The 25,555-nt window shown below is 65.1% G+C and carries 28 protein-coding genes; 15 read left to right on the top strand and 13 right to left on the bottom strand.

All coding sequences use genetic code 11. From position 1 onward, the window contains the following. The first annotated feature begins 2 nt into the window (after positions 1-2). From ACNHGR_RS15400 to ACNHGR_RS15370, 7 genes are all read left to right on the top strand, one after another. Positions 3-620: a J domain-containing protein gene (locus ACNHGR_RS15400; RefSeq protein WP_475287221.1), complete on the top strand. Its 618-nt coding sequence runs from the start codon at positions 3-5 to the stop codon at positions 618-620. A gap of 213 nt (positions 621-833) precedes the next feature. Continuing rightward, positions 834-2,126, top strand: coding sequence for an Hsp70 family protein (locus ACNHGR_RS15395; protein WP_475287219.1), 1,293 nt, complete (start codon positions 834-836; stop codon positions 2,124-2,126). A gap of 87 nt (positions 2,127-2,213) precedes the next feature. Then, positions 2,214-3,221: a cobaltochelatase subunit CobS gene (cobS, locus tag ACNHGR_RS15390; protein WP_475287217.1), complete on the top strand. Its 1,008-nt coding sequence runs from the start codon at positions 2,214-2,216 to the stop codon at positions 3,219-3,221. A gap of 47 nt (positions 3,222-3,268) precedes the next feature. Continuing rightward, the gene (locus ACNHGR_RS15385) at positions 3,269-3,691 is read left to right on the top strand and encodes an OsmC family protein (protein WP_475287215.1); all 423 of its coding nucleotides are present in this window, start codon (positions 3,269-3,271) and stop codon (positions 3,689-3,691) included. Further along, positions 3,688-4,470 (top strand): tyrosine-protein phosphatase, encoded by a 783-nt coding sequence (locus ACNHGR_RS15380; RefSeq protein ID WP_475287213.1) that lies wholly within the window; start codon positions 3,688-3,690, stop codon positions 4,468-4,470. Before ACNHGR_RS15385 ends, ACNHGR_RS15380 begins: the two co-directional genes overlap by 4 nt. Beyond that, positions 4,467-6,293 carry a cobaltochelatase subunit CobT gene (gene cobT, locus ACNHGR_RS15375; RefSeq protein WP_475287211.1) on the top strand — a complete coding sequence of 609 codons (1,827 nt, stop codon included), beginning with the start codon at positions 4,467-4,469 and terminating at the stop codon, positions 6,291-6,293. The genes ACNHGR_RS15380 and cobT overlap by 4 nt, the downstream gene beginning before the upstream one ends. A 77-nt stretch (positions 6,294-6,370) precedes the next feature. Beyond that, positions 6,371-6,841, top strand: a complete 471-nt coding sequence (locus ACNHGR_RS15370; RefSeq protein WP_475287209.1) for a GreA/GreB family elongation factor — start codon at positions 6,371-6,373, stop codon at positions 6,839-6,841. A gap of 73 nt (positions 6,842-6,914) precedes the next feature. On the opposite strand, the gene ACNHGR_RS15365 is transcribed toward ACNHGR_RS15370, so the two are convergent. From ACNHGR_RS15365 to ACNHGR_RS15355, 3 genes are all read right to left on the bottom strand, one after another. Further along, positions 6,915-7,406, bottom strand: coding sequence for a Dps family protein (locus tag ACNHGR_RS15365; RefSeq protein ID WP_093082040.1), 492 nt, complete (start codon positions 7,404-7,406; stop codon positions 6,915-6,917). Between the two features lie 152 nt (positions 7,407-7,558). Then, positions 7,559-8,125 (bottom strand): TMEM165/GDT1 family protein, encoded by a 567-nt coding sequence (locus tag ACNHGR_RS15360; protein ID WP_475287207.1) that lies wholly within the window; start codon positions 8,123-8,125, stop codon positions 7,559-7,561. 13 nt (positions 8,126-8,138) lie between these two features. Then, positions 8,139-8,477: a hypothetical protein gene (locus ACNHGR_RS15355; RefSeq protein WP_475287205.1), complete on the bottom strand. Its 339-nt coding sequence runs from the start codon at positions 8,475-8,477 to the stop codon at positions 8,139-8,141. 201 nt (positions 8,478-8,678) lie between these two features. Between ACNHGR_RS15355 and rpmG the strand changes: the two genes are divergently transcribed. Next, positions 8,679-8,846, top strand: a complete 168-nt coding sequence (gene rpmG / locus ACNHGR_RS15350; RefSeq protein WP_043154839.1) for a 50S ribosomal protein L33 — start codon at positions 8,679-8,681, stop codon at positions 8,844-8,846. Between the two features lie 188 nt (positions 8,847-9,034). On the opposite strand, the gene ACNHGR_RS15345 is transcribed toward rpmG, so the two are convergent. Then, the gene (locus tag ACNHGR_RS15345) at positions 9,035-10,894 is read right to left on the bottom strand and encodes a PhoX family protein (protein WP_184269026.1); all 1,860 of its coding nucleotides are present in this window, start codon (positions 10,892-10,894) and stop codon (positions 9,035-9,037) included. A gap of 221 nt (positions 10,895-11,115) precedes the next feature. After that, complete coding sequence (locus ACNHGR_RS15340; protein ID WP_184269024.1) at positions 11,116-11,478, bottom strand: response regulator; 363 nt, start codon at positions 11,476-11,478, stop codon at positions 11,116-11,118. Between the two features lie 67 nt (positions 11,479-11,545). Between ACNHGR_RS15340 and ACNHGR_RS15335 the strand changes: the two genes are divergently transcribed. From ACNHGR_RS15335 to ACNHGR_RS15315, 5 genes are all read left to right on the top strand, one after another. Next, entirely contained in the window at positions 11,546-11,833 is a 288-nt protein-coding gene (locus tag ACNHGR_RS15335; protein WP_475287202.1) for a DUF3572 domain-containing protein, read from the top strand. Next, positions 11,830-12,486: an HAD family hydrolase gene (locus tag ACNHGR_RS15330; RefSeq protein WP_475287200.1), complete on the top strand. Its 657-nt coding sequence runs from the start codon at positions 11,830-11,832 to the stop codon at positions 12,484-12,486. The genes ACNHGR_RS15335 and ACNHGR_RS15330 overlap by 4 nt, the downstream gene beginning before the upstream one ends. Next, complete coding sequence (locus ACNHGR_RS15325) at positions 12,483-12,947, top strand: RidA family protein (RefSeq protein ID WP_475287198.1); 465 nt, start codon at positions 12,483-12,485, stop codon at positions 12,945-12,947. Before ACNHGR_RS15330 ends, ACNHGR_RS15325 begins: the two co-directional genes overlap by 4 nt. 106 nt (positions 12,948-13,053) lie before the next feature. Continuing rightward, positions 13,054-13,689 (top strand): glycerophosphodiester phosphodiesterase family protein, encoded by a 636-nt coding sequence (locus ACNHGR_RS15320; protein WP_475288452.1) that lies wholly within the window; start codon positions 13,054-13,056, stop codon positions 13,687-13,689. Then, positions 13,682-14,815, top strand: a complete 1,134-nt coding sequence (locus ACNHGR_RS15315; protein WP_475287197.1) for a GNAT family N-acetyltransferase — start codon at positions 13,682-13,684, stop codon at positions 14,813-14,815. The genes ACNHGR_RS15320 and ACNHGR_RS15315 overlap by 8 nt, the downstream gene beginning before the upstream one ends. Here the strand turns inward: ACNHGR_RS15315 and ACNHGR_RS15310 are convergent, their stop codons facing one another. Continuing rightward, positions 14,816-15,112, bottom strand: coding sequence for a hypothetical protein (locus tag ACNHGR_RS15310; protein WP_475287195.1), 297 nt, complete (start codon positions 15,110-15,112; stop codon positions 14,816-14,818). A gap of 235 nt (positions 15,113-15,347) precedes the next feature. On the opposite strand from ACNHGR_RS15310, the gene ACNHGR_RS15305 reads away from it, so the two are divergent. Then, positions 15,348-16,619 carry a multidrug effflux MFS transporter gene (locus ACNHGR_RS15305; RefSeq protein ID WP_475287194.1) on the top strand — a complete coding sequence of 424 codons (1,272 nt, stop codon included), beginning with the start codon at positions 15,348-15,350 and terminating at the stop codon, positions 16,617-16,619. Between the two features lie 132 nt (positions 16,620-16,751). Here ACNHGR_RS15305 and ACNHGR_RS15300 read toward each other — a convergent pair whose 3' ends face one another. Further along, a complete protein-coding gene (locus ACNHGR_RS15300; RefSeq protein ID WP_475287192.1) occupies positions 16,752-18,314 on the bottom strand; it encodes an amino acid permease in 1,563 nt (520 codons plus the stop codon). Positions 18,315-18,487: 173 nt separating this feature from the next. On the opposite strand from ACNHGR_RS15300, the gene pgeF reads away from it, so the two are divergent. Continuing rightward, entirely contained in the window at positions 18,488-19,249 is a 762-nt protein-coding gene (pgeF, locus tag ACNHGR_RS15295; RefSeq protein WP_475288450.1) for a peptidoglycan editing factor PgeF, read from the top strand. A gap of 192 nt (positions 19,250-19,441) precedes the next feature. Here pgeF and ACNHGR_RS15290 read toward each other — a convergent pair whose 3' ends face one another. From ACNHGR_RS15290 to ACNHGR_RS15265, 6 genes are read right to left on the bottom strand one after another with little or no spacing between them, the layout of a single operon-like run. Then, complete coding sequence (locus tag ACNHGR_RS15290; protein WP_475287190.1) at positions 19,442-20,320, bottom strand: RDD family protein; 879 nt, start codon at positions 20,318-20,320, stop codon at positions 19,442-19,444. After that, on the bottom strand, positions 20,304-21,335 hold the full coding sequence (locus ACNHGR_RS15285) for a stage II sporulation protein M (RefSeq protein WP_475287188.1): 1,032 nt from the start codon (positions 21,333-21,335) through the stop codon (positions 20,304-20,306). Before ACNHGR_RS15285 ends, ACNHGR_RS15290 begins: the two co-directional genes overlap by 17 nt. After that, positions 21,332-22,636, bottom strand: a complete 1,305-nt coding sequence (locus ACNHGR_RS15280; protein WP_475287186.1) for a DUF58 domain-containing protein — start codon at positions 22,634-22,636, stop codon at positions 21,332-21,334. The genes ACNHGR_RS15285 and ACNHGR_RS15280 overlap by 4 nt, the downstream gene beginning before the upstream one ends. Before the next feature lie 10 nt (positions 22,637-22,646). After that, a complete protein-coding gene (locus ACNHGR_RS15275; RefSeq protein WP_475287184.1) occupies positions 22,647-23,603 on the bottom strand; it encodes an AAA family ATPase in 957 nt (318 codons plus the stop codon). Next, complete coding sequence (locus ACNHGR_RS15270; protein ID WP_475287182.1) at positions 23,600-24,841, bottom strand: DUF4350 domain-containing protein; 1,242 nt, start codon at positions 24,839-24,841, stop codon at positions 23,600-23,602. The genes ACNHGR_RS15275 and ACNHGR_RS15270 overlap by 4 nt, the downstream gene beginning before the upstream one ends. Beyond that, positions 24,838-25,533, bottom strand: a complete 696-nt coding sequence (locus tag ACNHGR_RS15265) for a DUF4129 domain-containing protein (RefSeq protein ID WP_475287180.1) — start codon at positions 25,531-25,533, stop codon at positions 24,838-24,840. Before ACNHGR_RS15265 ends, ACNHGR_RS15270 begins: the two co-directional genes overlap by 4 nt. Positions 25,534-25,555: the final 22 nt, after the last annotated feature.

Here is a 25,555-nt window from a genome sequence, read left to right as displayed (position 1 = left end):
TCTTGAGCAGCGACCCTTTCTCGTCCCGTCGTTTCAACCGTTTCCATGGCCGGGTGGAAAGCGACCGCCCCTGCGCGGTGCCGGGCTGCCCCGAGCCGGGCGAATTCCGCGCGCCAGCCAATGACGGTAGCCAGTCCAACATGGAGGGGCCGCGCTGGCGCTGGCTGTGCCTGGACCATGTGAAGGCGTTCAATCAGGGCTATAATTTCTTCAACGGCATGTCGCCCGAAGAGATCGCGGCGGCGCAGCGCCCCTATGCCGGGTGGGAGCGGGAGACGCGGGCCTTTTCCTCCAATGCGCACAGCCCGCCGCCCAAATGGTCGGATTTTTCTGATCCGCTCGACGCGATCGGCGCCAAGTTCAAGGAGCGGATGGCCAAGGCGAAGGCAGACGCGCAGGTGCGGCAGGACGGGAAATTTCTGTCGCCAGATGACCGCAAGGCGCTGTCGGTCATGGGCCTGCCGGTGGACGCCGACCGCAAGGCGCTGCGCAGCCGCTATACCGAGTTGCTGCGCCGCTATCACCCGGACCATAATGGCGGCGACCGGACCCAGGAAGGCGCTTTGCAGGCAGTGATCGAGGCCTATGCGCATTTGCGCAAGGCATCGGTCTTTGCCTGACATCCTCGCTTAACTTCGCACTTTTCCCGCAAGTTTCGACATTATCGTACGGGAATAGGAAATTTTGCTGCGCGGGCGGAGGGTTAGCCGACGGGGAGAAAGAGCCGGCTACCTTTGTACCAGAAGCCCTTGATGTAGGACAGCGCAGCCCCCTTGCCCCCATCCGGCAGGACTGTCATAGCGCCCGGCCTTTCAGAATCCCGGAGACTTTTCATGCAGCAGGTGCCGCGCGCGCTGGGCCTCGATTTTGGCACGACCAACAGCGTGGCCGCGCTGGCGACGGACGGGGAGTCGCAACTGGTGGAATTTACCGGCGAACAGGCGACCGGGGCGGTGTTTCGCTCCGCGCTCTGTTTCTGGCATGACGACGGCGTGAAAGGCGGCATGGCGCATGAGGCGGGGCCATGGGCGATCGCCGAATATATGGAATATCCCGAGGACAGCCGCTTCCTGCAATCGTTCAAGTCGGTGGCGGCCAGCCCCATTTTCGAAAGCGCCAATGTGTTCGAGAAGCGGTTCCGCTTCGAGGAACTGGGGCAGATGTTCCTGAACCGGATGATCGGCCATGCCGGCGGCATGCTGGACAAAAGGCCGGAGCGGATCGTGGTCGGCCGGCCGGTCGAATATGCCGGATCGCGGCCGGATGAGGCGCTCGCGCGCAAACGCTATGACGCGATGTTCGCCGGGTTCGGCACCGAGGTGCATTATGTCTATGAACCGCTGGGCGCGGCGTTCAGCTATGCCAGCCGGATCGACCACGCCGCCACCATCCTGGTCGCGGACTTTGGCGGGGGTACCAGCGACTTTTCGCTGGTGCGGATCGAGGCGCCGGGCGCGGCGCGGCGGGCGACGCCGCTGGGGTCGGCGGGTATCGGCCTGGCCGGGGACCGGTTCGATTATCGCATCCTCGACAATCTGGTGCTGCCGATGCTGGGCAAGGGCGGCAGTTATCAGAGTTTCGGCAAGGAACTGGAGATACCGCGCAGCTATTTCGCCGATTTTGCCGACTGGTCGCGCCTGGCGCTGATGCGCAACCGGCGCACGATGGACGAACTGGCACGGTTGCAGAAGACGGCGAAGGAGCCGGCGGCGATCGGCCGGATGATCACGGTGATCGAAAAGGAACTGGGCTATCCGCTCTATGATGCCGTCGGTGCGCTGAAGCGGGCGCTGTCGGATCAGGAGGAGGCGATCTTTCGCTTTTCGGGCGGCGGGCTGGAGATCGAGCAAGCGGTGTCGCGCGCCGAGTTCGAGGGCTGGATCGCGCCGGATATCGCCCAGATCGAGGCAACGGTGGATAAGGCACTGGCCAAGGCGGGCGTGACGCCTGATACTATCGACCGGGTGTTCCTGACCGGGGGATCATCGCTGATCCCGGCGATCCGTGATATTTTCCGGGCGCGGTTCGGGCAGGACAGGCTGGCTACCGGCGGCGAACTGACCTCCATCGCGCATGGGCTGGCGCTGATCGGCGAGGAAGCCAATTTGGCGGAATGGGCCGCTTGATCGTCGCGTTGCGAAGCGCCACTCTATCGACACGCGCTTTGAATCTGGGTTAGGGCGCGACTGACTCGCAGAAAGATGACGGACCCGATGACTGATATTTCCAACGTCCAGCCTGACACCCGCGCCGAAACGCTGCTGGAAGCGCCCGACCGCGAAGTGGATGCGCGGGAAATCTTCGGCATCGATGTCGACATGAAGATTCCGGCCTTTTCGGAGGCCGACGAGCGCGTGCCCGACCTCGACCCCGCCTATGTGTTCGACCCGGACACCACGCTGGCGATCCTGGCGGGCTTTGCGTTCAACCGCCGCGTCATGGTGCAGGGCTATCATGGTACCGGCAAGTCTAGCCATATCGAGCAGATTGCCGCACGCCTGAAATGGCCGTGCATCCGCATCAACCTCGACGCGCATATCAGCCGTATCGACCTGGTCGGACGCGACGCCATTGTGCTGCAAGACGGGCAGCAGGTGACGCAGTTCAAGGAAGGCCTGCTGCCATGGGCGTTGCAACGTCCGGTCGCCCTGGTGTTCGACGAATATGATGCCGGTCGCCCGGACGTGATGTTCGTGATCCAGCGCGTGCTGGAGACGGACGGCAAGATGACGCTGCTCGACCAGAATCGCGTGATCCGGCCGAACCCGCATTTCCGCCTGTTCGCGACCGCCAATACGGTGGGTCTGGGCGACACGACCGGCCTCTATCACGGCACGCAGCAGATCAACCAGGGCCAGATGGACCGGTGGAATCTGGTCGTGGCGCTGAATTACCTGCCCGCCGCGACCGAGGCGCAGGTGGTGCTGGCGAAGTCGGGCGAATATGATCATGAGGGCGGCCGCAAGGAGGTCGAGAATATGATCAAGGTCGCCGAACTGACGCGGCAGGGCTTCATCAACGGCGATATTTCGACCGTCATGTCGCCCCGTACCGTGATCAGCTGGGCGCAGAATGCGCTGATCTTCAAGAATGTCGGCTTCGCCTTCCGCCTGAGCTTCCTCAACAAATGCGATGAGGCCGAGCGGGCATTGGTCGCCGAATATTATCAGCGCGTGTTCGGCAAGGACTTGCCGGAAAGCGTGGCGAGCCGGGCGAACTGACCGTTCGCCCTGCTAGTGGCGCTTTTGGCACGGCAGGGAGACAGAAGATGATCGTCGTCGAACGGATCGACCCGACAGGCGGGACCGCGCACCGGATCAGCATCCGGGGGCATGAGATCGTGGCCGACATGTCGGCGCCCGATGGCCATGATGCCGGGCCGGACCCGCATGACCTGTATGATACGGCGCTGGGCGCGTGCAAGGCGATGACGATGCTCTGGTATGCGCAGCGCAACGCCATTCCGGTGGAGAATATCCATGTCGGCGTGGTTCGCGATGCTAGCCAGGAGCGCAAGGGCATCTACAAGCTGACCACGCGCATCGCGCTGACCGGAGACATGAGCGACGAGCAGCATGACAAGCTGATCGCGGTGGCGGCGAAATGCCCGGTCCACAAGCTGATGAGCGAAGTCGAGACGCAGATCGAGACGATCGCGGTGCCCCGCGTCGGGGAGCCGGAGCGGCCATGAGCGAGGAGGCGGTGATGGAACGCAGCGGATTGCCATTGGCCAGCGCGTTCAACCTGCGCGATTTCGGCGGTTATCCGACGGCGGACGGCCGCACGATCCGGCGCGGCATGCTGTACCGGTCGGGCACGATGGCGCTGCTGACGCCGGAGGACAGCGCGCAATTGCAGGCGCTGGGCATTCGCGCGATCTGCGATTTCCGGCGTCCGGCCGAGCGCATTTCGGAGCCGACCCGCTGGCATGACGCCACGGTCGATTATTATTGCCGCGATTATAGCGGGGCGACCGGCGTGCTGGTCGACATGCTGCATGAGGGGCGCGTTACGGCCGAGGATATGCGGACGGCAATGCTGACCGTCTATCATGAGATCGCGACCGAGCATGCCGAAGCCTATCGCGCCATGTTTGCGCAGATGCTGGCCGGCCATCTGCCGATCCTGATCAACTGTTCGGCGGGCAAGGACCGGACCGGGGCCGGTGCGGCCATGGTGCTGGCGGCGCTGGGCGTGTCGCGCGAGGTCATCATCGAGGATTATCTGCTGACCAACAGCCATGCCGACTGGACATGGCGGCTGGCGCAGGGCGAAAGCCATCTGAGCCGGCTGAAACAGGCGCGGGCGGACCTGCTTAAGCCGTTGCTGATCGCCGATGCCGCCTATCTGGAAGCGCTGTTCGACCATTTCGACCGACTGCATGGCGGCGTCGACGGCTATCTGCGCGATGTGCTGGGCGTGGGCGTAGCCGAGCAGGCGGCGCTGCGCGAGGTATTGCTTATTCCATGAGCGAACGGTCCCCCATCGACGCCTTCAAGGATGTGCTGTCCGGCGTGGCGCGCGCGATCACCCGCGATGCCGAGGTCGAGGTCGGCTTTACCGCCGATACGCCGCACGCCGTGGGCAAGGCGATCAAGGTGCCGACGCCCGGCCGTACCCTGCCCGCCGATCAGGTGGCGCTGGCGCGCGGTTTCGCCGATGCGTCCGCGCTGAAGCTGCGCCACCATAATCCCAAGATCCATGCGGCGTCCGCGCCGGGCGAGGCGGTGGCGCGCGCGGTGTTCGACGCGGTCGAGCAGGCGCGGGTCGAGGCGATCGGCGCGCGGTCGATGGAGGGCGTGCGCGCCAATCTCAATCACGCGCTGGACCTGCGGCTGAAATCCGACGCGATCCGTCGGGCGCGATCGGCCGACGAGGTGCCGCTGTCCACCGCATTGGCGCTGAAGGTGCGCGAGCGGCTGACCGGGCAGGCCATCCCCAAGGATGTGGCGGCGGGCGTCGCCATGGTCGAGCAGTGGATCGAGGACAAGGCTGGTGCCGATCTCGACGCGCTGACCATGGCGATCGACGACCAGCGCGCGTTCCAGAAGCTGACGACGGCAATGCTGGAACATCTGCAACTGATCGACGCCGATGTGCCGCCTGATACCGAAGAGCCGGAAGCCGAGGATGAGGGCGAGGATCAGGAAGACCAGCAGGAAGAGGGCGAGAGCGGCCAGGAGGAATCCGGCGACAGCGACATGAACGCCGAGGCGCGCGCCGAGGACAAGGGCGGCGACACCGAAGAGGGTGAAACCGACTATAGCGACGAGTTCGACGCCGACAGCGACGAAGGCGCGGACGATATGGGCGAGGAAGGCATGATGCCGGTCCGCCCGAACCGGCCGATGTCCGACCTGCCGCCCGGTTTCGACTATAAAAGCTATACGACCAAGTTCGACGAGGTCGTCGCGCCGGAAGAATTGTGCGACGAGGATGAACTGGTGCGGCTGCGCGGGTTCCTGGACCAGCAGCTCGTCAGCTTGCAGGGGGCGGTGACGAAGCTCGCCAACCGCTTGCAGCGCCGCTTGATGGCGCAGCAGTCGCGGTCGTGGGACTTCGATCAGGAAGAAGGCATGCTGGACGCGGCGCGGCTGGCGCGGATCGTGATCGATCCGACCCGGTCGCTGTCCTACAAGATCGAGCGGGACACCGAGTTTCGCGACACCGTCGTCACGCTGCTGATCGACAATTCAGGATCGATGCGTGGCCGGCCGATCAGCATCGCGGCGATCAGTGCCGACATCATGGCGCGCACGCTGGAGCGGTGCGGGGTCAAGACCGAGATTTTGGGCTTTACCACGCGGGCGTGGAAGGGCGGGCAGAGCCGCGAGGAATGGCTGGCCGCCGGACGTCCGCCGATGCCGGGGCGGCTTAATGACCTGCGCCATATCGTCTACAAGAAAGCGGACGATCCGTGGCGTCGCGCGCGCAAGAATCTGGGCCTGATGATGCGCGAAGGGCTGCTCAAGGAAAATATCGATGGCGAGGCGCTGCTATGGGCGCACAGCCGGCTGATCGCGCGGCATGAAGAGCGGCGCATCCTGATGGTGATTTCCGATGGCGCGCCGGTGGATGACAGCACCCTGTCAGTGAACAGCGGCACCTATCTGGAGCGGCATTTGCGGCAGGTGATCGACTGGATCGAGAACCGGTCGCCGGTGCAGCTGGTCGCGATCGGCATCGGCCATGATGTGACGCGATACTATCGCCGCGCCGTGACCATCATGGACGCCGAGCAACTGGGCGGCACGATGGTCGAGCAGTTGGCGGGCTTGTTCGACGAGGATTGATCCCGACATAGGGACGCGTTGAACCATGCGCCGGACAGCGTTCGGGGCATGGTTCGCTATTTCAGGAGAGTGATGACGTGAGTGTCGCCTTTCGTCGCGAGAGCGATGATGAGCATATGGAGCCGAAGTTCGAGCTGCCGATCCCGCCCGGCCCCAATTGGGTGACGGCGCGCGGGTTGCGGCTGACGCGGGAGAAGGTCGAGGCGCTGGAAGCCGTCGATACCGCCGGTATGGAGGAAGAGGCCGCCAAGAAGCACAAGCGCGAATTGCGCTATTGGCGCACGCGGCTGGCGACGGCGGAATTGCGGCCGGAAGCGGATGGCGAGGTGGTCGCGTTCGGCACGCGGGTCACCTATCGACTGAACCGGCAGGAGAAGACGATCGCGCTGGTCGGCGACGATGAGGCGAATCCGCATGAGGGGCGAATCAGCTTTTCCTCTCCCCTTGCCCGCGCGATGATGGATGCCGAGGTCGGCGAGAAGGTCGATTTCGCCGGGAAGCTCGAGGCGGTCGAGATCATGGCGATTGCGGTGGTCAGCGAGGATTGAACTAGCCCCCTAACCGATACGAAAAAGCCCGCCGGTTTGCGCCGGCGGGCTTTTTTATGTGCCAAAAGGCGAATCAGGCGCCGCGAGCGGCCTCGAACAGGAACCAGGCACGCTGTTCGGCCTGATCGGTCCAGTCGTCGACAATGCCCTCGGTCGCGTTGTCGCCGGCTTCGGTGGCGGCGGCCTTCACCGCGCGGAAGGTTTCGACCAGCGCCAGATTGTCGTCACGCAGTTCCTTGAGCATATCGGCCGGGCTGACGAAATCGGCGTCATTATCCTTGACCGTCTGGTGGCGGGCGATGTCACCGATCGAGCGCAGGGTAACATTGCCGGTCTTGCGCACGCGCTCCGCAATCAGGTCGGTCACGCCCAGAATTTCGGTCGCCTGCTCATCGAACATCAGATGATAGTCGCGGAAATGCGGGCCGGAGACGTGCCAGTGGAAATTCTTGGTCTTGAGGTACAGCGCATAGCTGTCGGCCAGCGCACCGTTGAGCGCTTCGGCGACGGACTTGGTGGCATTGCTCTTGAGGTCGGTCGGCGTCTTCAGATCGGGGGCGGTCATGCAATGTCCTCCTGTTCGCGGAAATGATTTCGGACATATAATGATCGCCAGCGGAGTTGGTGCCATTTTTTGCAGTGCAAAATCCCGATCAGGCTGATCCAGGCTTTCGATCAGGGACTGGCGATCAGGAACTGGCAATCAGAGGCCGGCGATCAGAGCAGGCCGACCGCCGACAGCGCCATGAGCGCGCCCGCGACGATCATCAGCACGCCGCCGCTCCAGCGAATCGCGCGCAGCGGCAGGACGGCAAGGAGACGGTCGCGGGCCACGACCACCGGCACCAGCGCCGCGATGACGCCGATCGCGCCGCCGATGCCGGCCAGCCAGGGGTCGGCGGTGCGCGTGGCGATGCCCAGCACCAGAAATTGCGGCCCATCGCCGAAGCCCAGGATGAAGAGGCCGATGGCGGTGGTGAGACAGGCGCCGAGCCGCCAGCCGACGAGCGTGTCGGGTTGGCTGACCGGCCAGAACAGGCCCGCACCCAGAAAGAGGACGGAGAGCGCCATGAACAGGAGCCGCGCATCAGATCCCAGCATCGGGCCGATCCAGGCGCCGGCGAAGGCGGATAGGGCGGCGTTGGCGATGGCGGCGATACAGATGCCGGCAATAATCGCGCCGTTGCGGTTGTAGCGGGTGGCAAGCGCGAGGACGAGCAACTGGCTCTTGTCCCCCATCTCGCCAAGCAGGCAGCCGAGCAAGGCGATCAGCAGTGCGTCCATCAGGTCGTGCGTATCAGGCGCGCAGCGGCAGGGTGGCGACCGCAGCGGTGCGCGGGATCATCGGGATGATCGCGGCGGTAGGGCAGTCGGGCGGCATATCCTCCGCCAGCGAATCGCGCATCAGGTCGAGATAGGACAGGACGATCGCCCCCAGGCCATGCAGCGACAGCGCCGATTCGAGCGTGCCGGCCAGCCCTTCGATCGTATCGAGGCGAAAGGCGCGAGCGATATGGCGTATCTGGGCCAGTTCATCCTGCATCCGGGGCGCGGAAACATGGCCACGCTGGCTTGCAAGACCATCCACTCGGCGCATAAGGTCCGCCAGAATGGCCAGTTTCGGATCATGTCGCATGGGAAAGTCCCCCGTCTGTCGCCCCATGAGAGATCATGCGCCTGATTGATTAAAGCCGTGTAAAGCGTGGTTGCAGATCGCCGATTCCTGTCCCCAGCCTTGACAGGGAGCCGAATCTGCCCCATGGGCCACCGCTGAAACGGGGCGGTCCGCTTTGGGCCGCTTTTCTTTTTACGCATTTCAAGACCAGGGAATAGGGCCATGGCCAAGCCGGCAACCGTCAAGATCCGTCTCGTCAGCACGGCTGACACTGGCTTCTTCTATGTCACCAAGAAGAATCCGCGCACCAAGACCGAGAAGTTCAGCTTCAACAAATATGATCCGGTCGTGCGCAAGCATGTCGAATTCAAGGAAGCCAAGATCAAGTAAGCCGCTTGCGGGCTTAATGCCTGCGCGCTTGATCCGTCGCTTTTGACGAACAGGAAAAGGCCCGCCCCATCTGGGAGCGGGCCTTTTCCTGTTGCTGGGTGTGCGCGTTAGAAGGGCACAAAAAAGGGAGAGCCCGAAACAGGCCCTCCCCTGCCCCCTCCCGCATGCGGGAGGGGAATTTACGGCCTTTAGTTGCCGACCGGCTGATTGTCGGTGCGGCGTACGACGATGGTCGAGGACCGCGGTTCCTGACCCGACACCGGCCAGTCGCCCGTGGGATGCTGGATGTTCACGAAGAAGGTCTTAAGATCCGGCGTATAGGCTAGGCCGGTGATCTCGCAACCCTTCGGCCCGACCAGGAAGCGAGAGGACTTCTTGGTGGTCTGGTCGATGTAGAACATCGCATTCTGGCCGAAGATATCTTCGATCGTGCGAGCCGAATCGCCCGAATTGCCCGGCACGCTGTGATCGGTCTGGACCCACAGGCGGCCCTTGGGGTCGATGCGGATGCCGTCGGGGCTGGAGAAGGTATCGCCGTTGATATTGCCCTCCAGCTTGTCGCCGAAGCCGGCCAGCGACGGATCACCCGCCAGCAGGAAGATTTCCCAGCTGAATGTCATGGCGAGCGGCGAATTGCCCTCTTCCTTGAACTTGATGATGTGGCCGTGACGGTTCTTCGTGCGCGGATTGGCGGCATCGACGACTGCGCGGCTGCTGTTGTTGGTCAGGGTCACGAAGACGGCGCTGTTGTCGGGCGCAACCGTGATCCATTCCGGACGGTCCATGACGGTACCGCCAGCGACGCGGGCGGCCGAGATGGTGTTGATGAGCACGTCCGCCTGGTTGCGGAAGTCGACCGCGGCCGGGGTCTGCGGCCCCTGGCTGACATTGCCCGGATCGCTGGCACCCACGACCAGACCATTCTGCCCCTGCACCAGCGCGCGCCATTCACCCGTACCATCCGCGTTGAAGCGGGCGACATAGAGGGTGCCATGGTCAAGCATGTCGCGGTTCTGGCTGCGATTGCTGCTGCTGAAGGCACGATCGCAGACGAATTTGTAGATGCAGCCCGGCGTGCCGTCATGGCCCATGTAAAAAGCGACGCGGCTGTTGGCGTCGGCCATGTAAGCGGTGTTTTCATGGTCGAAACGGCCAAGCTCAGTGCGCTTGGTCGCCGCATCCAGTTCCTGATAGGGGTCGATTTCGACCACCCAGCCGTAATTTTCCTCCGGCTGCGTCGGATCGATATAATTGTCGGTCGATTCTTCGCAGGTCAGATAGGTGCCCCAGGGGGTACGACCCGACGAGCAATTGTTGAGCGTGCCCTTGATCGATGTCGAGAGCAGGCCGGCGGCGCGGCCGCTGGCGCGGTAGGCGCTGTTGCCGGTATAGCGCTTGTTGTACTTGGAGCCGGCCTTGACCGCCCATTTGCCGTCCGAGCCCTTGGCGATTTCGACCACGCCCACGCCCACGCCCGACAGGGCGACGGCCTTCTGCTCGGCCGTGGCGGTGTCGGCATCATAGTCGCCACCGGAGAAGAGGATGTTATAGTCGGGCAGTTCGAAATTGATCGCCAGCAGGCCGCCGGCATTGGCGTCGGTGCCGGACAATTCGAAATATTCCATGCCGTCATGGTTGCCGCCGGCCCATTTTTCGGCATCAGCCGCGGTCGGGAAACTGCCCGCATAGGCGGTGCCGGTTTCGACCGAATCGCCGGCCTTGAGCAGGATGTCGACGGTGTAGCCGGTCGGCACGGTCACGGTGTCGTTCATGTTGGCGGCGACGGGCGCGAAGCTGATCGCATAGCTGTCCGTCGGAGTCGGCGTGGGGGTCGGCGTCGGCGTGGGGCTGCTCGAATCATCATCGTCACCGCAGGCGGCGAGCGAGCCGAGCAGCGGCAGGATGGAGAGGCCCAGCAGGCCATTCTTCAGCACCGAGCGGCGGGCCGGATTGGCGGCGACGATTGCTTCGAGGCTCTGATCGCCCATATCGATGGTGGGCTGCGCGGCGCGATAAGGCGCGCGCGCTTCGTCGGTCAGGTGAGACATGTGAAACTACCCCTGTGCGTACGGGCTGTCGGCAACGCGCCGCGCCCTTGCGCAGCGGGGGATGGCGCAGAAGAATGACGCACAAAGGGCGGGTTGATGAAGCCCGCATGAAAGGAAAATGACGATCCCGTGAAGTGCGTTGCGGGCGCGTTACAGACTGTTTGCAAAATGCCCTGCGGGCATTTTGACCCGTACCGGCAAAATTTGCTGTCAGCGAATTTTCATAGGAGTGCGTTCACCTGCTCGACAAAGCGCAGCACGGAAATGGGCTTGGATACATAGGCCTGCGCCCCGGCGGCGCGGATGCGATCCTCATCCCCCTGCCCGGCATAGGCGGTGACGGCCATGATCGGTACGGCCGACAGGCGCTCGTCCGCCTTTAGCGAAATGATGAGGTCCAGCCCGCTGACATGGGGCAGGTGGATGTCGGTGATGACGAGGTCGGGCAGGAAGCCCTGCGCCTGCGCCAGCACGTCGCGCCCGTCGCGCAGCGGCAACACCTCATGCCCGTGCGCGCGCAGCAGGTCGCAAAAAAGTTTGAGATTGAGTTCGTTGTCCTCGACAACGAGCACGCGCTTTGCCACCAGTCACCCGCGGTCCGAAAATGCCTTTTGGAGCGCCCAACCAGCCGCTCCGCCCCGAAAGCCGATCATGCGACCCGACACAGAGAATGGCAAGCAGGATAGCAATTCCGACCCCGCGACCCTGGCGCTGATGGCGCTGGGATGGACGCTGAGCGACGGGTCGCGCGCCGACCGGCTGCTGTCGCTGACAGGGCTGGATGTCGATGCGTTGCGCGCCGGGATCGGCGATCCCACCATATTGAGTGCGGTGCTGGCATTTCTGGCCGACCATGAACCGGACCTGATCGCCTGCGCCGCAGCGATCGACACCACCCCTGCCGCGCTGATCGCGGCGCAGGAGAGATTGAACCGATGACCCGCCCTCTCATCATCACCGATTGCGATGAGGTGCTGCTGCACATGGTGGTGCCGTTCCGGCAATGGCTGGACGAAACGCATGACGTGCATTTCGACATGCGGACACGCGGTTTTGCCGAGGCGCTGCGCCACAAGGATAGTGGCGTGGTGGTGGAGCGCGAACTGGTGTGGGAGCTGCTACTGGGCTTTTTCGAGACGGAAATGCACCGGCAGACGCCGATCGCGGGCGCAGTGGAGGCCCTGCACCGCCTGTCGGCCACCGCCGACATCGTCGTTCTGACCAATATCACCGAGCGGCACCAGCAGCCGCGCGCCGACCAGCTGGCGACCCATGGCCTGCATTTGCCGGTCCAGTGGAACCAGGGCGGCAAGGGACGGGCGCTGGCGAAAATCGTCGCGGAGCGGCAGCCGAGCGTCGCCCTGTTCGTCGACGATCTGGCCGAACATCATCATTCGGCGGCGATCCACGCGCCCGGCATATGGCGGCTGCATCTGGTGGGCGAACCGGAAATAGCAGAATATGTCGAGGATGCGGCCTATGCTCATGCCCGGATCGACCATTGGGCGGCCGCCGAAAGCTGGATCACCGAGAAGCTGGCGCAAGGGCCGGCGCCGATCGACACGCATAACAATCAAGGAGTGTTTTCATGAGCATCGAAGCCCGCCTGAACGAACTGGGCATCTCCCTGCCGCAGGCGGCCGCACCCGTCGCCGCCTATGTCGCCACCGTCGAAGCGAACGGCCTGCTGCATATCAGCGGTCAGATTTCGCTGGCGCCCGATGGCCTGATGACCGGCCGTCTGGGTGAAGATCGCGACCTGGACTATGGCGTTACGGCTGCGCGCATCTGCGGCCTGAACCTGATCGCGCAGATGAAGGCCGCGCTTGGTAGCCTCGACCGGGTCGAGCGGATCGTGAAGCTGGGCGCCTTCATCAGCAGCGCGCCGTCCTTCACCGACCAGCCCAAGGTTGCCAATGGCGCGTCGGAACTGATGGTCGAAGTGTTTGGCGAGGCCGGCAAGCATGCACGCAGCGCGGTCGGCGTGCCGGTGCTGCCGCTGGGCGCGGTGGTCGAGATAGACGCGGTCGTGCTTGTCAAAGCGACGGCCTGACGGGTTGGCGGCCTTCGGCCACTGGGCTGATTGGCTGACGGCCCGGCCCTTTGCCCATCGCGGACTGCATGGCCAGAAGGACGGGCGACGGTTGACTGAAAACGGGATGGCGGCGTTCGATGCCGCCATCGCCGCAGGATATGGCATCGAATGCGATGTCCGGGCGAGCCGGGATGGCGTCGCCTTCGTCTTTCATGACGCCGCGATGACGCGGATGACGAGCCGCGCCGAAACGGTCGCGGCGCTGGACGCCGCCGCATTGGACCAGATCAGCCTGCCTGATGGCGGCGCGATCCCGCGCCTGTCGGCGCTGCTGGTGCGATGCGGGAGCCACACGCCCTTGCTGGTCGAGATCAAGGCGGAAGGGCGGCGGGTCGATGCGGTCTGCGCCGCCGTCGCGCGCGATCTGGCCGCATGGCCCGATGCGCCGGTGGCGGTCATGTCCTTCAATCCATGGGCGGTGCGCTGGTTCGTGCGACAGCGAGTTGGACAGGTCCATGGCCTTGTCCTGACGCAGCAGGGCAAGGGCCGGTTACGCGGGCCGATCGAACGCGCTCTTGCACTTTGGCTGTCGACACCCGATTTTCTGGCCTGTGATATTCGCGACCTGCCATCCCGCCTGTCCCGCCATGCCCGCCACAAGGGGATGCCCGTGCTGACATGGACCGTGCGTAGCGAGGCCGAGCGCGCGCGCGCCGCCGCCCATGCCGACCAGATCATCTTCGAGCGGCCCCGTGGCTGACCTGGTGGCGCGCATCGCGTCGGGGGTCGCGGATTTCGACCGGGCGCAGTGGGACGCCTGCGCAGGAAATGACAACCCATTCATAAGTTGGGATTTTCTTGTCGCGCTTGAGCGATCCGGCAGTGTTGGAGAGGGCAGCGGCTGGCAGCCCTTGCCGATCGTGATCGACGGGGCGGATGGGCAGATCGCCGCTGCCGCGCCCGCCTATGGCAAGAGCCACAGCCAGGGCGAATATGTGTTCGACCATAGCTGGGCCGACGCCTGGGAACGGGCGGGCGGGCGCTATTATCCCAAGATCCAGATCGCCGCGCCCTTTTCCCCCGTGCCCGGCCCCCGGCTGCTGCTGCGCGACAAGGCGATGGCGCCTGCGCTGATCGCGGGGATCGAGACGCTGGTGCAGCGCAACGAACTGTCGTCGGCGCACGCGACCTTCATCGATCCCGATGAGGTGCCGCTGTTCGAGGCGGCGGGCTGGCTGATCCGGGAGGACAGCCAGTTTCACTGGAGCAATCGCGGCTATGGCAGCTTCGCCGATTTTCTCGCCGACCTGTCGAGCGAGAAGCGCAAGAATATCCGCAAGGAGCGCGCCCGCGCGGTCGAGGGGCTGGAGATCGTCCATCTGACCGGCAGCGACCTGACCGAGGCGCATTGGGATATTTTCTGGCTATTCTATCAGGATACCGGCGCCCGCAAATGGGGGCAGCCCTATCTGACCCGTGCCTTCTTCTCCCTGTTGGGGGAAATGATGGCGGAGAAGATATTGCTGATCCTGGCGTTGCGCGATGGCCAGCCGATTGCGGGCGCGCTCAACCTGATCGGCGGTGACACGCTATATGGCCGCTATTGGGGCTGTACGCAGGATGTGCCCAACCTGCATTTCGAGCTATGCTATTATCAGGCGATCGACGCGGCGATCGCATGCGGCCTGAACAAGGTGGAGGCCGGCGCACAAGGCGGGCACAAGCTGGCGCGGGGCTATGCGCCCGAGCCGACCTTTTCCGCGCATTTCCTGCCCAATGCCGGCTTTCGCCGGGCGGTTGCCGATTTTCTGGCGGCTGAACGGGAAGGCGTGCAGCGCGACCGGACATGGCTCGCCGAGCGGACGCCGTTCAGGAAAGGCGGCTAATCAGGCGGCGCGCAGCAGGCCAGCGGCGATCAGGGCACGCGCCTGACGCTGGGCCTCGGCGATCTGGCGGGCGGTCATTTCCTCGGCGATTTCGGCACGCATCGACTGCCCCTGCTCGCTGCCACGCAGCGCGGCGAGGTTGAACCATTTATGCGCTTCAATGAGGTCGATCGGCAGGTCGCCGGTGCCGCAGCTATAGGCGACGCCGAGATCGAAACAGTCTTCCGCCGAACCATAGGTTGCCCGTGACAGACGGGCCTGCATGAGAAATTGTGCGCTCTTGATACTGTTAGCCATGATGTTTCCCCCGTTTCCAAACTAGCTCAATGGATCTGGACCCCTTTTTTCATGAGCAGCAGATTGGCAGGCGAAGCGATAAAAAATGGTTAACGGCATTTTTGCCATTGGAATGACTGCATTAGACTTTCCGCTAACCGGCCGCTCACCGGCAAAATGATGATCCTGCGCACTTCTTATGGCCAGTGGCGGATTGGGACTGGCATCGGCGGGTCATTGCCCGCATAGCCCCCGCATGAGTCCCGTTTCCCCCGTTTCGCCCGGCCCCGCGCGCAAAGACATCCAGTTTCGCGAATTCGTGCTGCTGTGCGCCTGCCTGATGGCGATGAATGCGCTGTCGATCGATCCGATGCTGCCGGCCCTGCCGGAGATCGGCCGCGACCTGGCGATCCCTCATCCCAATGATCGCCAGTTCATCATCAGCATTTATTTCATGGGGCTGGGCTTTGGATCGCTGCTGTTCGGCGTCTTGTCCGACCGGTTCGGGCGCAAGGCGGTGCTGGGCAGCGCGATGGCGCTGTTCATCATCTCGTCCATCGCCTGCGCCAGCGCGCAAAGCTTTGCCATGCTGCTGGCGGGGCGCGCCTGTGCCGGCTTCTTTGCAGGGGCGAGCCGGGTCATCACCGTGGGCATCGTGCGCGACCGGTTCAGGGGCGACGCGATGGCGCGGGTCATGTCGCTGATCTTTGCGGTGTTCATGCTGATCCCTGTGATGGCGCCGAGTTTCGGGTCGGCGATCCTGCTGATCGCGCCGTGGCGCTGGATATTCTGGGCGCTGGTCATATTGGCCAGCCTGATCCTGATCTGGATGGTAGCGCGGCTGCCCGAGACGCTGAAGCCGGAAAATCGCATGCGGATCACGCCCGGTGCCCTGTTCCAGACGGTCGGCCTGGTCATCCGCACGCGCAGCTCGATCGGCTATATGCTGGCGAGCGGGGTGGTGATGGGCGGCCTGATCGGCTTCATCCTGTCGATCCAGCAGATCTTCTTCGACGTGTTCGACGCAGCGAAAATCTTTCCGCTTGGCTTTGCCGCGATCGCCGGTTGCATGGGGATCGGCAGCCTGATCAACAGCCGGCTGGTGTCGCGCTTTGGCGCCCGGCGGATGAGCCAGAGCGCGCTGGTCGCCTTCATCTTGATCGCCGCGGTACATCTGGCCGTGATTCTGGCGGGGCTGGAGACGCTGGTCACCTTCATGGTCCTGCAGGCGATGACGATGATGACGGTGGCGTTCACCGCGTCCAATTTCAGCGCCATTTCGATGGAGCCGTTCCACAAGGGGGCCGGCGTCGCCTCCTCCTTCCAGGCGTTTCTGACGACGGCGCTATCGAGCGCGCTGGGCAGCATCGTCGGCAGCGCCTTCGACGGCACCACCCTGCCCTTCACCATCGGCTTGCTGGTGTTCGGGATCAGCTCCTTCCTGATCGTGATCTGGGCGGAGCGCGGCAAGCTGTTCACGCGGCCGCACCATGGCGCGATGCGGGAAGCCGAGGTCGATTTCCACTGACCGGGGACGCCCTTACCAAGGGGCTTCGACAGGCTCAGCCCGAACGGGTGCGTGGGTGATCCAAAGCCTATTCAGACAAAGAAAAAGGGGCGGTTTCCCGCCCCTTCTTTTTGTCCGGATCTGCCTGTCGGATCAGGCGTCCTTGCCGCCCGGCGTCGGTGCGCCCGGCAGCGGCGGCACCGGCTGGGGCGGGACGTCGGCATCCCCTTCCGCCACATCCACCACGCCACGGCCGACATGGCTGCGGCTGCGGCTGTAGGCGAAATAGACGATCAAGCCGACGGTCGCCCAGCCGACGAACATCAGCTTGGTTTCGACGCCCAGGCTCCAGAAGAGATAGACGCAGCCGGCAATGGCGATCGGCGCCGTCACCATGATCGCGGGCGTGCGGAACGGGCGGGCGCGGTTCGGATCGGTCTTGCGCAACTGCATCACCGCGATCGACACGGCAGCGAAGGCGAAGAGCGTGCCGGAGTTGGAGATGTCCGCCAGGATGCCGACCGGGAAGAAGGCGGCGAAGAGCGCGACGAAGATGCCGGTCAGGATGGTGATGACATGCGGCGTCTTGTAGGTCGGATGCACCTTCGAGAACATCGCCGGCAGAAGGCCGTCACGGCTCATGACGAAGAAGATGCGGGTCTGGCCGAACATCATCATCAGAATGACCGAAGGCAGAGCGAGGCCAGCGGCAAGACCGAGCAGGTTGCCGATCTGGGGCCAGCCGATTTCACGCAGCGTCCAGGCCAGCGCTTCCTTCGAGCAGGTGACGGCTTCGGTACCGGCGGCCGCCAGCGCGGCGCATTGCTGCGACAGGGCGGTCGACCCGGGGGCCAGCACTTCGCCGGCCGGGCCAGCGACGGGTTGCGCGCCGACGGTGCCGATGACGCCGGCCGCGACCAGCATGTAGAAGATGGTGCAGATGCCGAGCGAACCGATGAGGCCGATCGGCATGTTGCGCTGCGGATTCTTGGTTTCTTCGGCAGCGGTCGAAACGGCGTCGAAGCCGACATAGGCGAAGAAGATCGAGGCTGCGGCCGCCGAAATGCCCGAGAAGCCGAGCGGAGCGAAGGGGGTGAACTTGTCCATGTTGATGACCGGCAGCGCCAGCACGATGAACAGGGTCAGCGCCGACACCTTGATCGCGACGAGGATGGCGTTGACGGTCGCGCTTTCCTTCGTGCCGATGACCAGCAGCCAGGTGACGAGGCTGGCGATCAGCATCGCTGGCAGGTTGACCATGCCGCCGTCGAACGGCCCGCGCGTCAGCAGGTCGGGGATGTCGAGGTGGAACGTATGTTCGATGAGGCCCACGACATAGCCGGACCAGCCCACCGACACGGCGCCGGCGGCGACCGCATATTCGAGGATCAGCGCCCAGCCGACCATCCAGGCAATGAGTTCGCCCATCACGGCATAGCTATAGGTGTAGGCGGAGCCCGAGACGGGAACCATCGCCGCCATTTCGGCGTAGCAGAGCGCCGCCACGGCGCAGACGAAGCCCGCGATGACGAAAGAGAGCATCATGCCGGGGCCGGCCTTCTGCGCCGCCTCCGCCGTGAGCACGAAGATGCCGGTGCCGATAACGGCGCCGATGCCCAGCATGGTCAGCTGGAATGCGCCCAGCGACCGATGCAGCGATTTCTTCTCGGCCGTCGCCAATATGGCGTCGAGAGGCTTTACGCGCCCGAAAATCATGAATGGATGCCCTTTACACTCATTTGTTTTGCTCGGGCAGCGTGACGCCGCCCCCCTTGAGCTATGAACGCGAGACTATCGCCTAATCCGCCACGCGCAAGTATGTTGCGTTCACGCGACATTCCGATGCAGTAGCGACGCGGACTGACATGGGACTGACTGGAGCTTTGCCGATGATCGAATTGCTGCGCGCGCCGGGGCTGGAGAGCGTGCCCCATGGCTTTGCCGGGCGGCGCGGCGGGGTGTCGGGCGGCATCCATGCGGGGCTGAATGTCGGGCTGGGATCGGCCGACGAACGCGAGGCGGTGCTGCGCAACCGCGATCTGGCGCGCGATGCGCTGCTGCCCGGCGCGACTCTGGTCACGGTGCATCAGGTCCATTCGCCCGATGTGGTGACGGTGACGGGCGGGATTGCGGAGGGCGATCGCCCAGCCGCCGACGCGATGGTGACCGACCGGCCGGGGCTGTTGCTGGGGATATTGACCGCCGATTGCGTGCCGGTGCTGTTCGCCGATGCACAGGGCGGCGTCGTAGGCGCGGCCCATGCCGGGTGGAAGGGCGCGATCGGCGGGGTTACCGACCGGACGATCGAGGCGATGGTCGCGCTGGGCGCCGACCGGAGCCGAATCGCCTGCGCCATCGGGCCGTGCATCGGCCGGCTATCCTATGAGGTGACGGACGATTTTGCGGTGCGTTTTGCCGAGGCTGATGCCGCAAACGAGCGGTTCTTCACGGCCGGCCGGGCGGGCCATTGCCAGTTCGACATCGCTGCCTATGTCGCGGCGCGGCTGGCGGCGGCCGGGATCGGGCGGATCGCGATGCTGGACGAGGATACCTATAGCCAGCCCGACCGATTTTACAGCTATCGCCGCTCCTGCCACCGCAGCGAAAGCGACTATGGGCGGCAGATTTCGATGATTGCGCTGCCGGGATAATCAAGCATCCATTCGTTTCGAGCTAGAGCACGCCGCGTTAAATCGGACGCAAGTCGCGCGCTCTAAGTTTTTGTTGTCGCATCGTTTTAAGCGCAAAACCGGTTCCCACTTTTGCGCACGATGCTCTAGTCGAACAACGATAGCGTAGCGCTGGACACTTCTCGACTTCGCTCGAAGCGAACGGGGATGGGATTAACGCCGCGCCACACGCGCATGCTTGTCCTCGCGGCGGCGGCCGACCAGCATGCCGCGCTCCAGCCGGGCGCAGAGCGCCGCATAATAGTCGGAAAGGAAGGCGTAGTCGTCGCCATCGTCGGGCAGGCCCGCCTTGTTGCGGATGGTTGCGGCGACGGTGACGATCGCGTCATCCTGTCCGTTGCGCAGGACATTTTCCAGCGTCTGCAATTCATAGATGCCATAAAGGTCGAGCGCGGCGTCGGTGAAGATGCGGCGCGGTTGCTGCGCGCGGGTGGCGACCAGATCATCGCCCAGCTTGGCGCGGACGGTGTTCACGACCCAGGTGCCCGCCAGCAAATCCCCCACGCGCAACCGATCCCGGTTGAAGAGCGGGAAGAAGAGGAAGATGCCGGTCCAGCAGAGCGCGAACAAAGTGAGGAAGCCGTCCGCCGCGCCATCCGCCGCCTGCATGCCGAGAAAGGAGAGCGGCAGGAAAATCTCGATCTCGCGCAAGGCATTGCGGGCGATCACCGCGCCGCCGGTCAGCCGGCCGCCATCGCGCGCGACGACGCGAAGGCCGAGCAGCCGTTTGCCCGGCGTGGCGCCGCGCCCGCCCATTTCGAACAGGATGAACCAGCCGTTGCGCAGCATGAAGGCGCCGATCAGCCAGAGGATCATGAAGATTTCGGCACGCGCCTTAGCAATGCCGAGCAGGCCGATCGCGACCGTGGTGAGGATCAGGCTGATGAAGAGGATGAGGATGTCGAGGATGAAGGCCGACGCCCGCGTCCCCGCACTCGCCAGTTCGAGGCGCAGATCGACACCTTCGGGCGTGACGAAGCTGCGCCGCAGCGAGGCGGGCGCTTTCCTTTCCCGCTTACGCCGCCAGCGCATCGCGACCCTCCTGCCGGCGGGGGAGGTAATAATAGGCCAGCCAGCCGGCGAGCGCAGCGAGGCCGATGCCGTAGCGCATGGCGTCCTGCTGGATCGTCTGGCGCCCGATCCCTTCGAGCAGCCCGGCGACCAGTAGCATCAGCACCACCCCGGCCATGGCGATGGCAGCGCTGCGCCCGGCGATGACGGCGGCTTCCGTCCGTTCATGGCGGCCGGGGAAGGCGACGGCGGTGCCGATCTTCATGCCCGCCGCGCCGGCCAGGATGATGGCGAACATTTCGGTCGAACCATGGATGGTGAGCCAGCCGAGAAAATTGAGGCCCAGCCCCTTGCTGGCGAACAGGCAGAGCATCGCGCCCAGGGTGAGGCCATTATAGAGCAGCAGCAGCACGGTCGGCACGGTGAAGGCGAAACCCAGTGCGAAGGCGAAGATCGCGACCTGGCTGTTATGGGTGAAGAGATAGGCGGCGAAAGTGGCAAGCCCCCCGCCCTCCTGCGGGCCGTAGATGGTGGCGCGCAGCGTTTCCACGCTGGCGGCGGGATCGCGTCCGCTGGCCATTGCGTCGGGGATGATGCTGTAATACCAGCTGGCATCGGTCGCCACGAGCCACCAGCCGGCGATGACGCCCGCCAGCGTCAGCACGAAGCTGACCAATGTTTCGCGCCACAGCCCCTGTACCGCGAGCGGCCAGTCGGTGCGGAAGAAGCGGCCAAGCTGGCGCATCGCCGTGTCCGGCACGCCGTAAAGCTGGAAATAGGCGCGGGTGCAGAGCTGCTCCAGATAGGTGGTAAGCGCCCGGTCGAGCGAGGTTTCCCGCGCCACCGACAGGGAAGAAAGCGCCGAGCGGTAGAGCAGGGGCAGCGCCAATATGTCGTCGTCCGACAAGGCGCGGACCGAGCGTTTTTCCATGCGGGTGACGAGTTGGTCGAGCCGGTCCCATTCCGCTTCATGGGCGGCGCGAAAGCGGCTGGCATTGACCAGTGGGGCGGCAGAGCCATGGACAAGTGCGCTCATAGCAGGTTCCTCCGCTTGAGATCGACATAACCCTGCACCAGCCGGTCGGCGACGCGATCATGCTCCGCCTCGATCACATGGGCGCCCAAATGGCGCAGGCGGGTGAGCACCATCAGCCGGTCGCGCAGCAGGGCGGCGGCGGTGACGGCGCGGGTGACGTCATCGGCGCTGGCAGGGCGGCGGTCGATGATGGATTCCAGTTCCTCGTCGCGCAGCACCACGACCAGCAACAGATGTGTTTCTACCAGCCGGCTGGCGGCGCGGACCAGAAATTCGGCGGAGGTCAGGTCGGTAAATTCGGTGAAGAGCACGATCATGGAGCGGCGGGTGAGCCGGGTCGCGAGCGTGGTAAGGGCGTGAGTATAATTGCTTTCCTCGCCGCTATAGTCGATCTGCGCGGCGAGCCGCTGAAGTTCGCCGAACGCCGCCGCGCCCGAGACGAGGCCGCTGGCGATGCGCGGGCGCGAATCGAAGGCGTGGAGCGCGACGCGATCGCCCAGTTTCAAGGCGACCCATGCAGTCAGCAGCATCGCCGAGACGACCCGGTCGAGCCGGGGCAGGCCGGCCACCGGCTCGCTCATCTGGCGACCGGCGTCGATCGCGAAGACGATCTGGTTGTTGCGTTCGGAGCGGAATTCCTTGGCGTGCAGCTTGCTATGGCGGGCGGACTGTTTCCAGTCGATCGCCCGCCGATCCATGCCGGAGCGAAATTCGACCAGCGCGTCGAAATCGGCGCCGTCACCGCGATCGACCTGCGCCATCAGGCCGGACAGCGCGTGGCGCTGGAAAATCTGTGCGCCGCGATCATGAACCGGGCGGATGTCGGGCAGGATCGCCATGCTGGCGTCGAGCGGCACTATGCGCTGTTTCCAGACGAGGCCAAGCGGCCCCTTCCAGCGGAGCCAGCCGCGTGTGACCCGTGCGGTGCCGCGCCGGGTGGTTTGCAGGGGAATGGCCGCTCCCCCCTTTCCTTCGGTCAGGTCGATCCAGAGGCCGTCCTCATCCTGAGTCAGGAGCGGGCCAATATCCAGCAGCAGTTGCGCGCGCGCTGTGCCGGGGATGGTGACCGTCGCCCTGCCCTCCACGCTCGCGCCGACGCTGGCGGTCTTGGGGAGGCTGAGGTGCAGCTGCGCCCGGCCCGGCCGCACCCCGCCCAGCGCGTCGGCCAGGCAGGCCAGCAGCACCGCGACCGGCCATGCCAGCGCGGCATACCAGCGGCCGGGCAGCATCAGCGCGACCAGCAGCGTGACGGGCACGCCGGCCGCCGCGCAGAAGATCGCGGTGCGGGTGGGGTAGATCATCGCGGGGCGCTCAGCGCGGCGCCTCGATCGTGTCGATGATGCCGGTCACGACATCCTCGATCCGGCGGCCATCGATTTCGGCGGCGGGCGAGAGGATCAGGCGGTGGCGTAGCAACGCGGGCGCAAGCGCCTTCACATCGTCGGGGATGACGAAGTCGCGGCCATCAAGCGCGGCGCGGGCGCGCGCAGCGCCGGCCAGCATCGCGCCAGCGCGCGGGGATGCGCCGCTTTCCAGATCGGCGACGTCGCGCGTGCCACGGACAAGCGCGAGGATATAGTCGATCACCTCATCGACCAGACGGACCTCGTTCACGACGGCGATGGCTTGCGCAATGCGGGCGGCGTTGGCGACGGGGGTGACGCCCCATGTTTCCGGCGTCATCGCATAGGTGCGCGCGCCATGGGTGGCGACGATCCGTCGCTCTTCCGTGGCGCTGGGATAATCGACGCTCTGCTTGAAGAGGAAACGGTCGAGCTGGGCTTCGGGCAAGGGATAGACGCCCTGCTGCTCGATCGGATTCTGGGTCGCGACGACCATGAAACGGTCGCTGAGCGCCAGGCTTTCGCCGTCGATGGTGACGGTGCGTTCCTGCATCGCCTCCAGCAGGGCTGCCTGCGTCTTGGGCGGGGTGCGGTTGATTTCGTCGGCCAGCAGCAATTCGGTGAAGATCGGCCCGCGCGTCAGGGTGAACTGGCTGGTCTGGAAATTGAACAGATTGGCACCGATGATGTCGCCGGGCATCAGGTCGGGGGTGAACTGGATGCGGCCGAACCCGAGGCCCAATGCACGGGCAAAGCTGTGCGCGATCAGCGTCTTGGCGGTGCCCGGCGGCCCTTCCAGCAGGATATGGCCGCCGGAGAAGAGCGCGACCAGCATGAGGTCGACCGTCGCCTCCTGCCCTACGACCGCGCGGGCGACCTCCTGCCGGATGCTTTGGCTAAGCGCCTGGACATCTTGTACGTTCACCGGGTCTTCTCCCCTTGCCAATCATGGAGCGCCTGCGCGGCATCGCGCAGGCTGTGTCGGTCGCTCGCTGCATCCGCCGCCTGTGCGAGGTCGGTGAAGCGGTGCGCCCCCTTCAAACTGTCGAGATATTGGTCGAGCGCCTGATCGCGCAGCCGTGCAGGCGCGCCAAAGGCGCGGGCTGCCCGTTCGCGGATGACGGCGGCATAGCGCCCGCCGAGGCGCGATTCACGGCCGGCCTTGCGGATCAGCAGCGCGCTGTTATCGACCAGTGCCGCCTTGCCGAAAGCGACCGCGCGGGTCCGCGCGCGCGGCGGGCCGAAGCGGCCGAAGGCGTGGAAGCCGGCGAGCAACAGGGTCGCTACGATCGCCAGCGTCATCGCCAGGAAGGGCGGCTCGAACAGCAATTTCAGCGGACTGCGCGAATGGCCGAGGCCGTTCATCGACACATCAAAGGCGATGCCTTCGGGATCGGTGCTGTTCAGCCAGTCGAGCAGCGCCAGCGCGGACCGCGCCTGCGCCAGATCCTTCATGCCGCGATTGTTGAGCAGGTCGGGATCGGCCAGCACGAAGAGCGGCCCCTGCCCGACCTGCGCCAGCACGATGCCGCCATGCCCGTCGGTCAGCAGCGGATGAAGGTCGCGCCACTGGTCCTGCTGCTGCTCATTGTCCGGATCGATGCCAGTGATGACCTGCACCGGGCGCGGGGTCCAGAAGCGGCCCGGCACGCCATGGGAGGTCAGCACGCCGCCGCCGCTTTTGCTTTGCCGCATGGTGAAGCGGACGCCGGGGGCGAGCACGCCGATCGGCTCGTCGAGCGGAAGCAGCCCCTGATAGCGCGCCCAGCCGGCATGATCCTCATCCGGCACGGTGCGCCATTTGGGCAGGACGAACAGGGTCGGCCGGGTGGCGCGCTGGATCAGCGCCTGGCTGATGTCGGTCGCGCCGGTTTCGGGCGTGACGACCAGCAGATCCTCCGTCTCGAAATCATGGGCGCTGCGGACGATGCGGGGATTGCGACCGGTCGCCTCCGCCAGCCTCACCAGCGCGGCATAGCCGGTGACGGCATTGGACAGGGCATGCGCGCCGCCATTGCGGCCCGACCGCAGGTCCGGCGCATAGGCGCCCAGCACCAGCATGCCGACAAAACCGGCGATGCCTATGGCCAGCATCAGCGCAACGGTGCGGCCCCGGAACAGGCCAGCGTCGCTCGTCTGGCGAACATTGCCGATATCGCTCATGCCGCCCAGTTCCGCGTCTGGGCGAAATCGGCATAGGCGTGGCGGCAGCGATCCCATTCCACCGCGTTGATCGGGCGGCCGCCAAACAGGCTGCGTTCCACCGCCTGCGCAATCTCGGCAAAGAGGCGACGGGGCGCGGACGGGATGCCGGGCGCACGGGCGAGGTCGCGGCTGGTCAACGCGGGTCGGACGATCTGTGGCCGGCGACGGGCCATGTCCTCGACGCTGCGCAGCAGCAGATGATGCACCGCTTCGGCATAGCGGCCCTGCCCGGCGAGTGCGTCCGCCTCCTCCAGCCAGGCGCGGGCCGGGGCAGCGTCGGGCGTCCAGTCTTCCTCCGCTGCGTCGACCGACCGGGCGGTACGGCGGCGGCGCCAGCGCGGCAGGCGCCATTCGCCATGGCGGAACCGGTCCACCACCATCCACAGGACCAGCAGCGCCAGCACGGCGATGATGGTCCACAGGAATATCCGGGCATAGGGCGCGTCGGGCATGAAGCTGCCGATCCAGCGCAGGAAGCGGCCGACCGGCGCCAGCACCTCTTCCAACCATTCGCCCAGCGCCTTGAGCCAGGCGGGCGGCGGCTGGCGGCCGGGCGCTGGCATCATGTCGAACTGGATATCGCCACCGGACCGCAGCGCGTCATGCGCCGCAGCCAACCTGTCGTCCGATTGCGAATCTGGTCCGGCCATTGCTGCCCACCCCCGTTGACCT

The sequence above is a fragment of the Sphingobium sp. RS1 genome (assembly GCF_056156825.1).
Note: the sequence above shows the minus strand (reverse complement) of the source record. Positions and strands in the feature narration are given on the sequence as shown.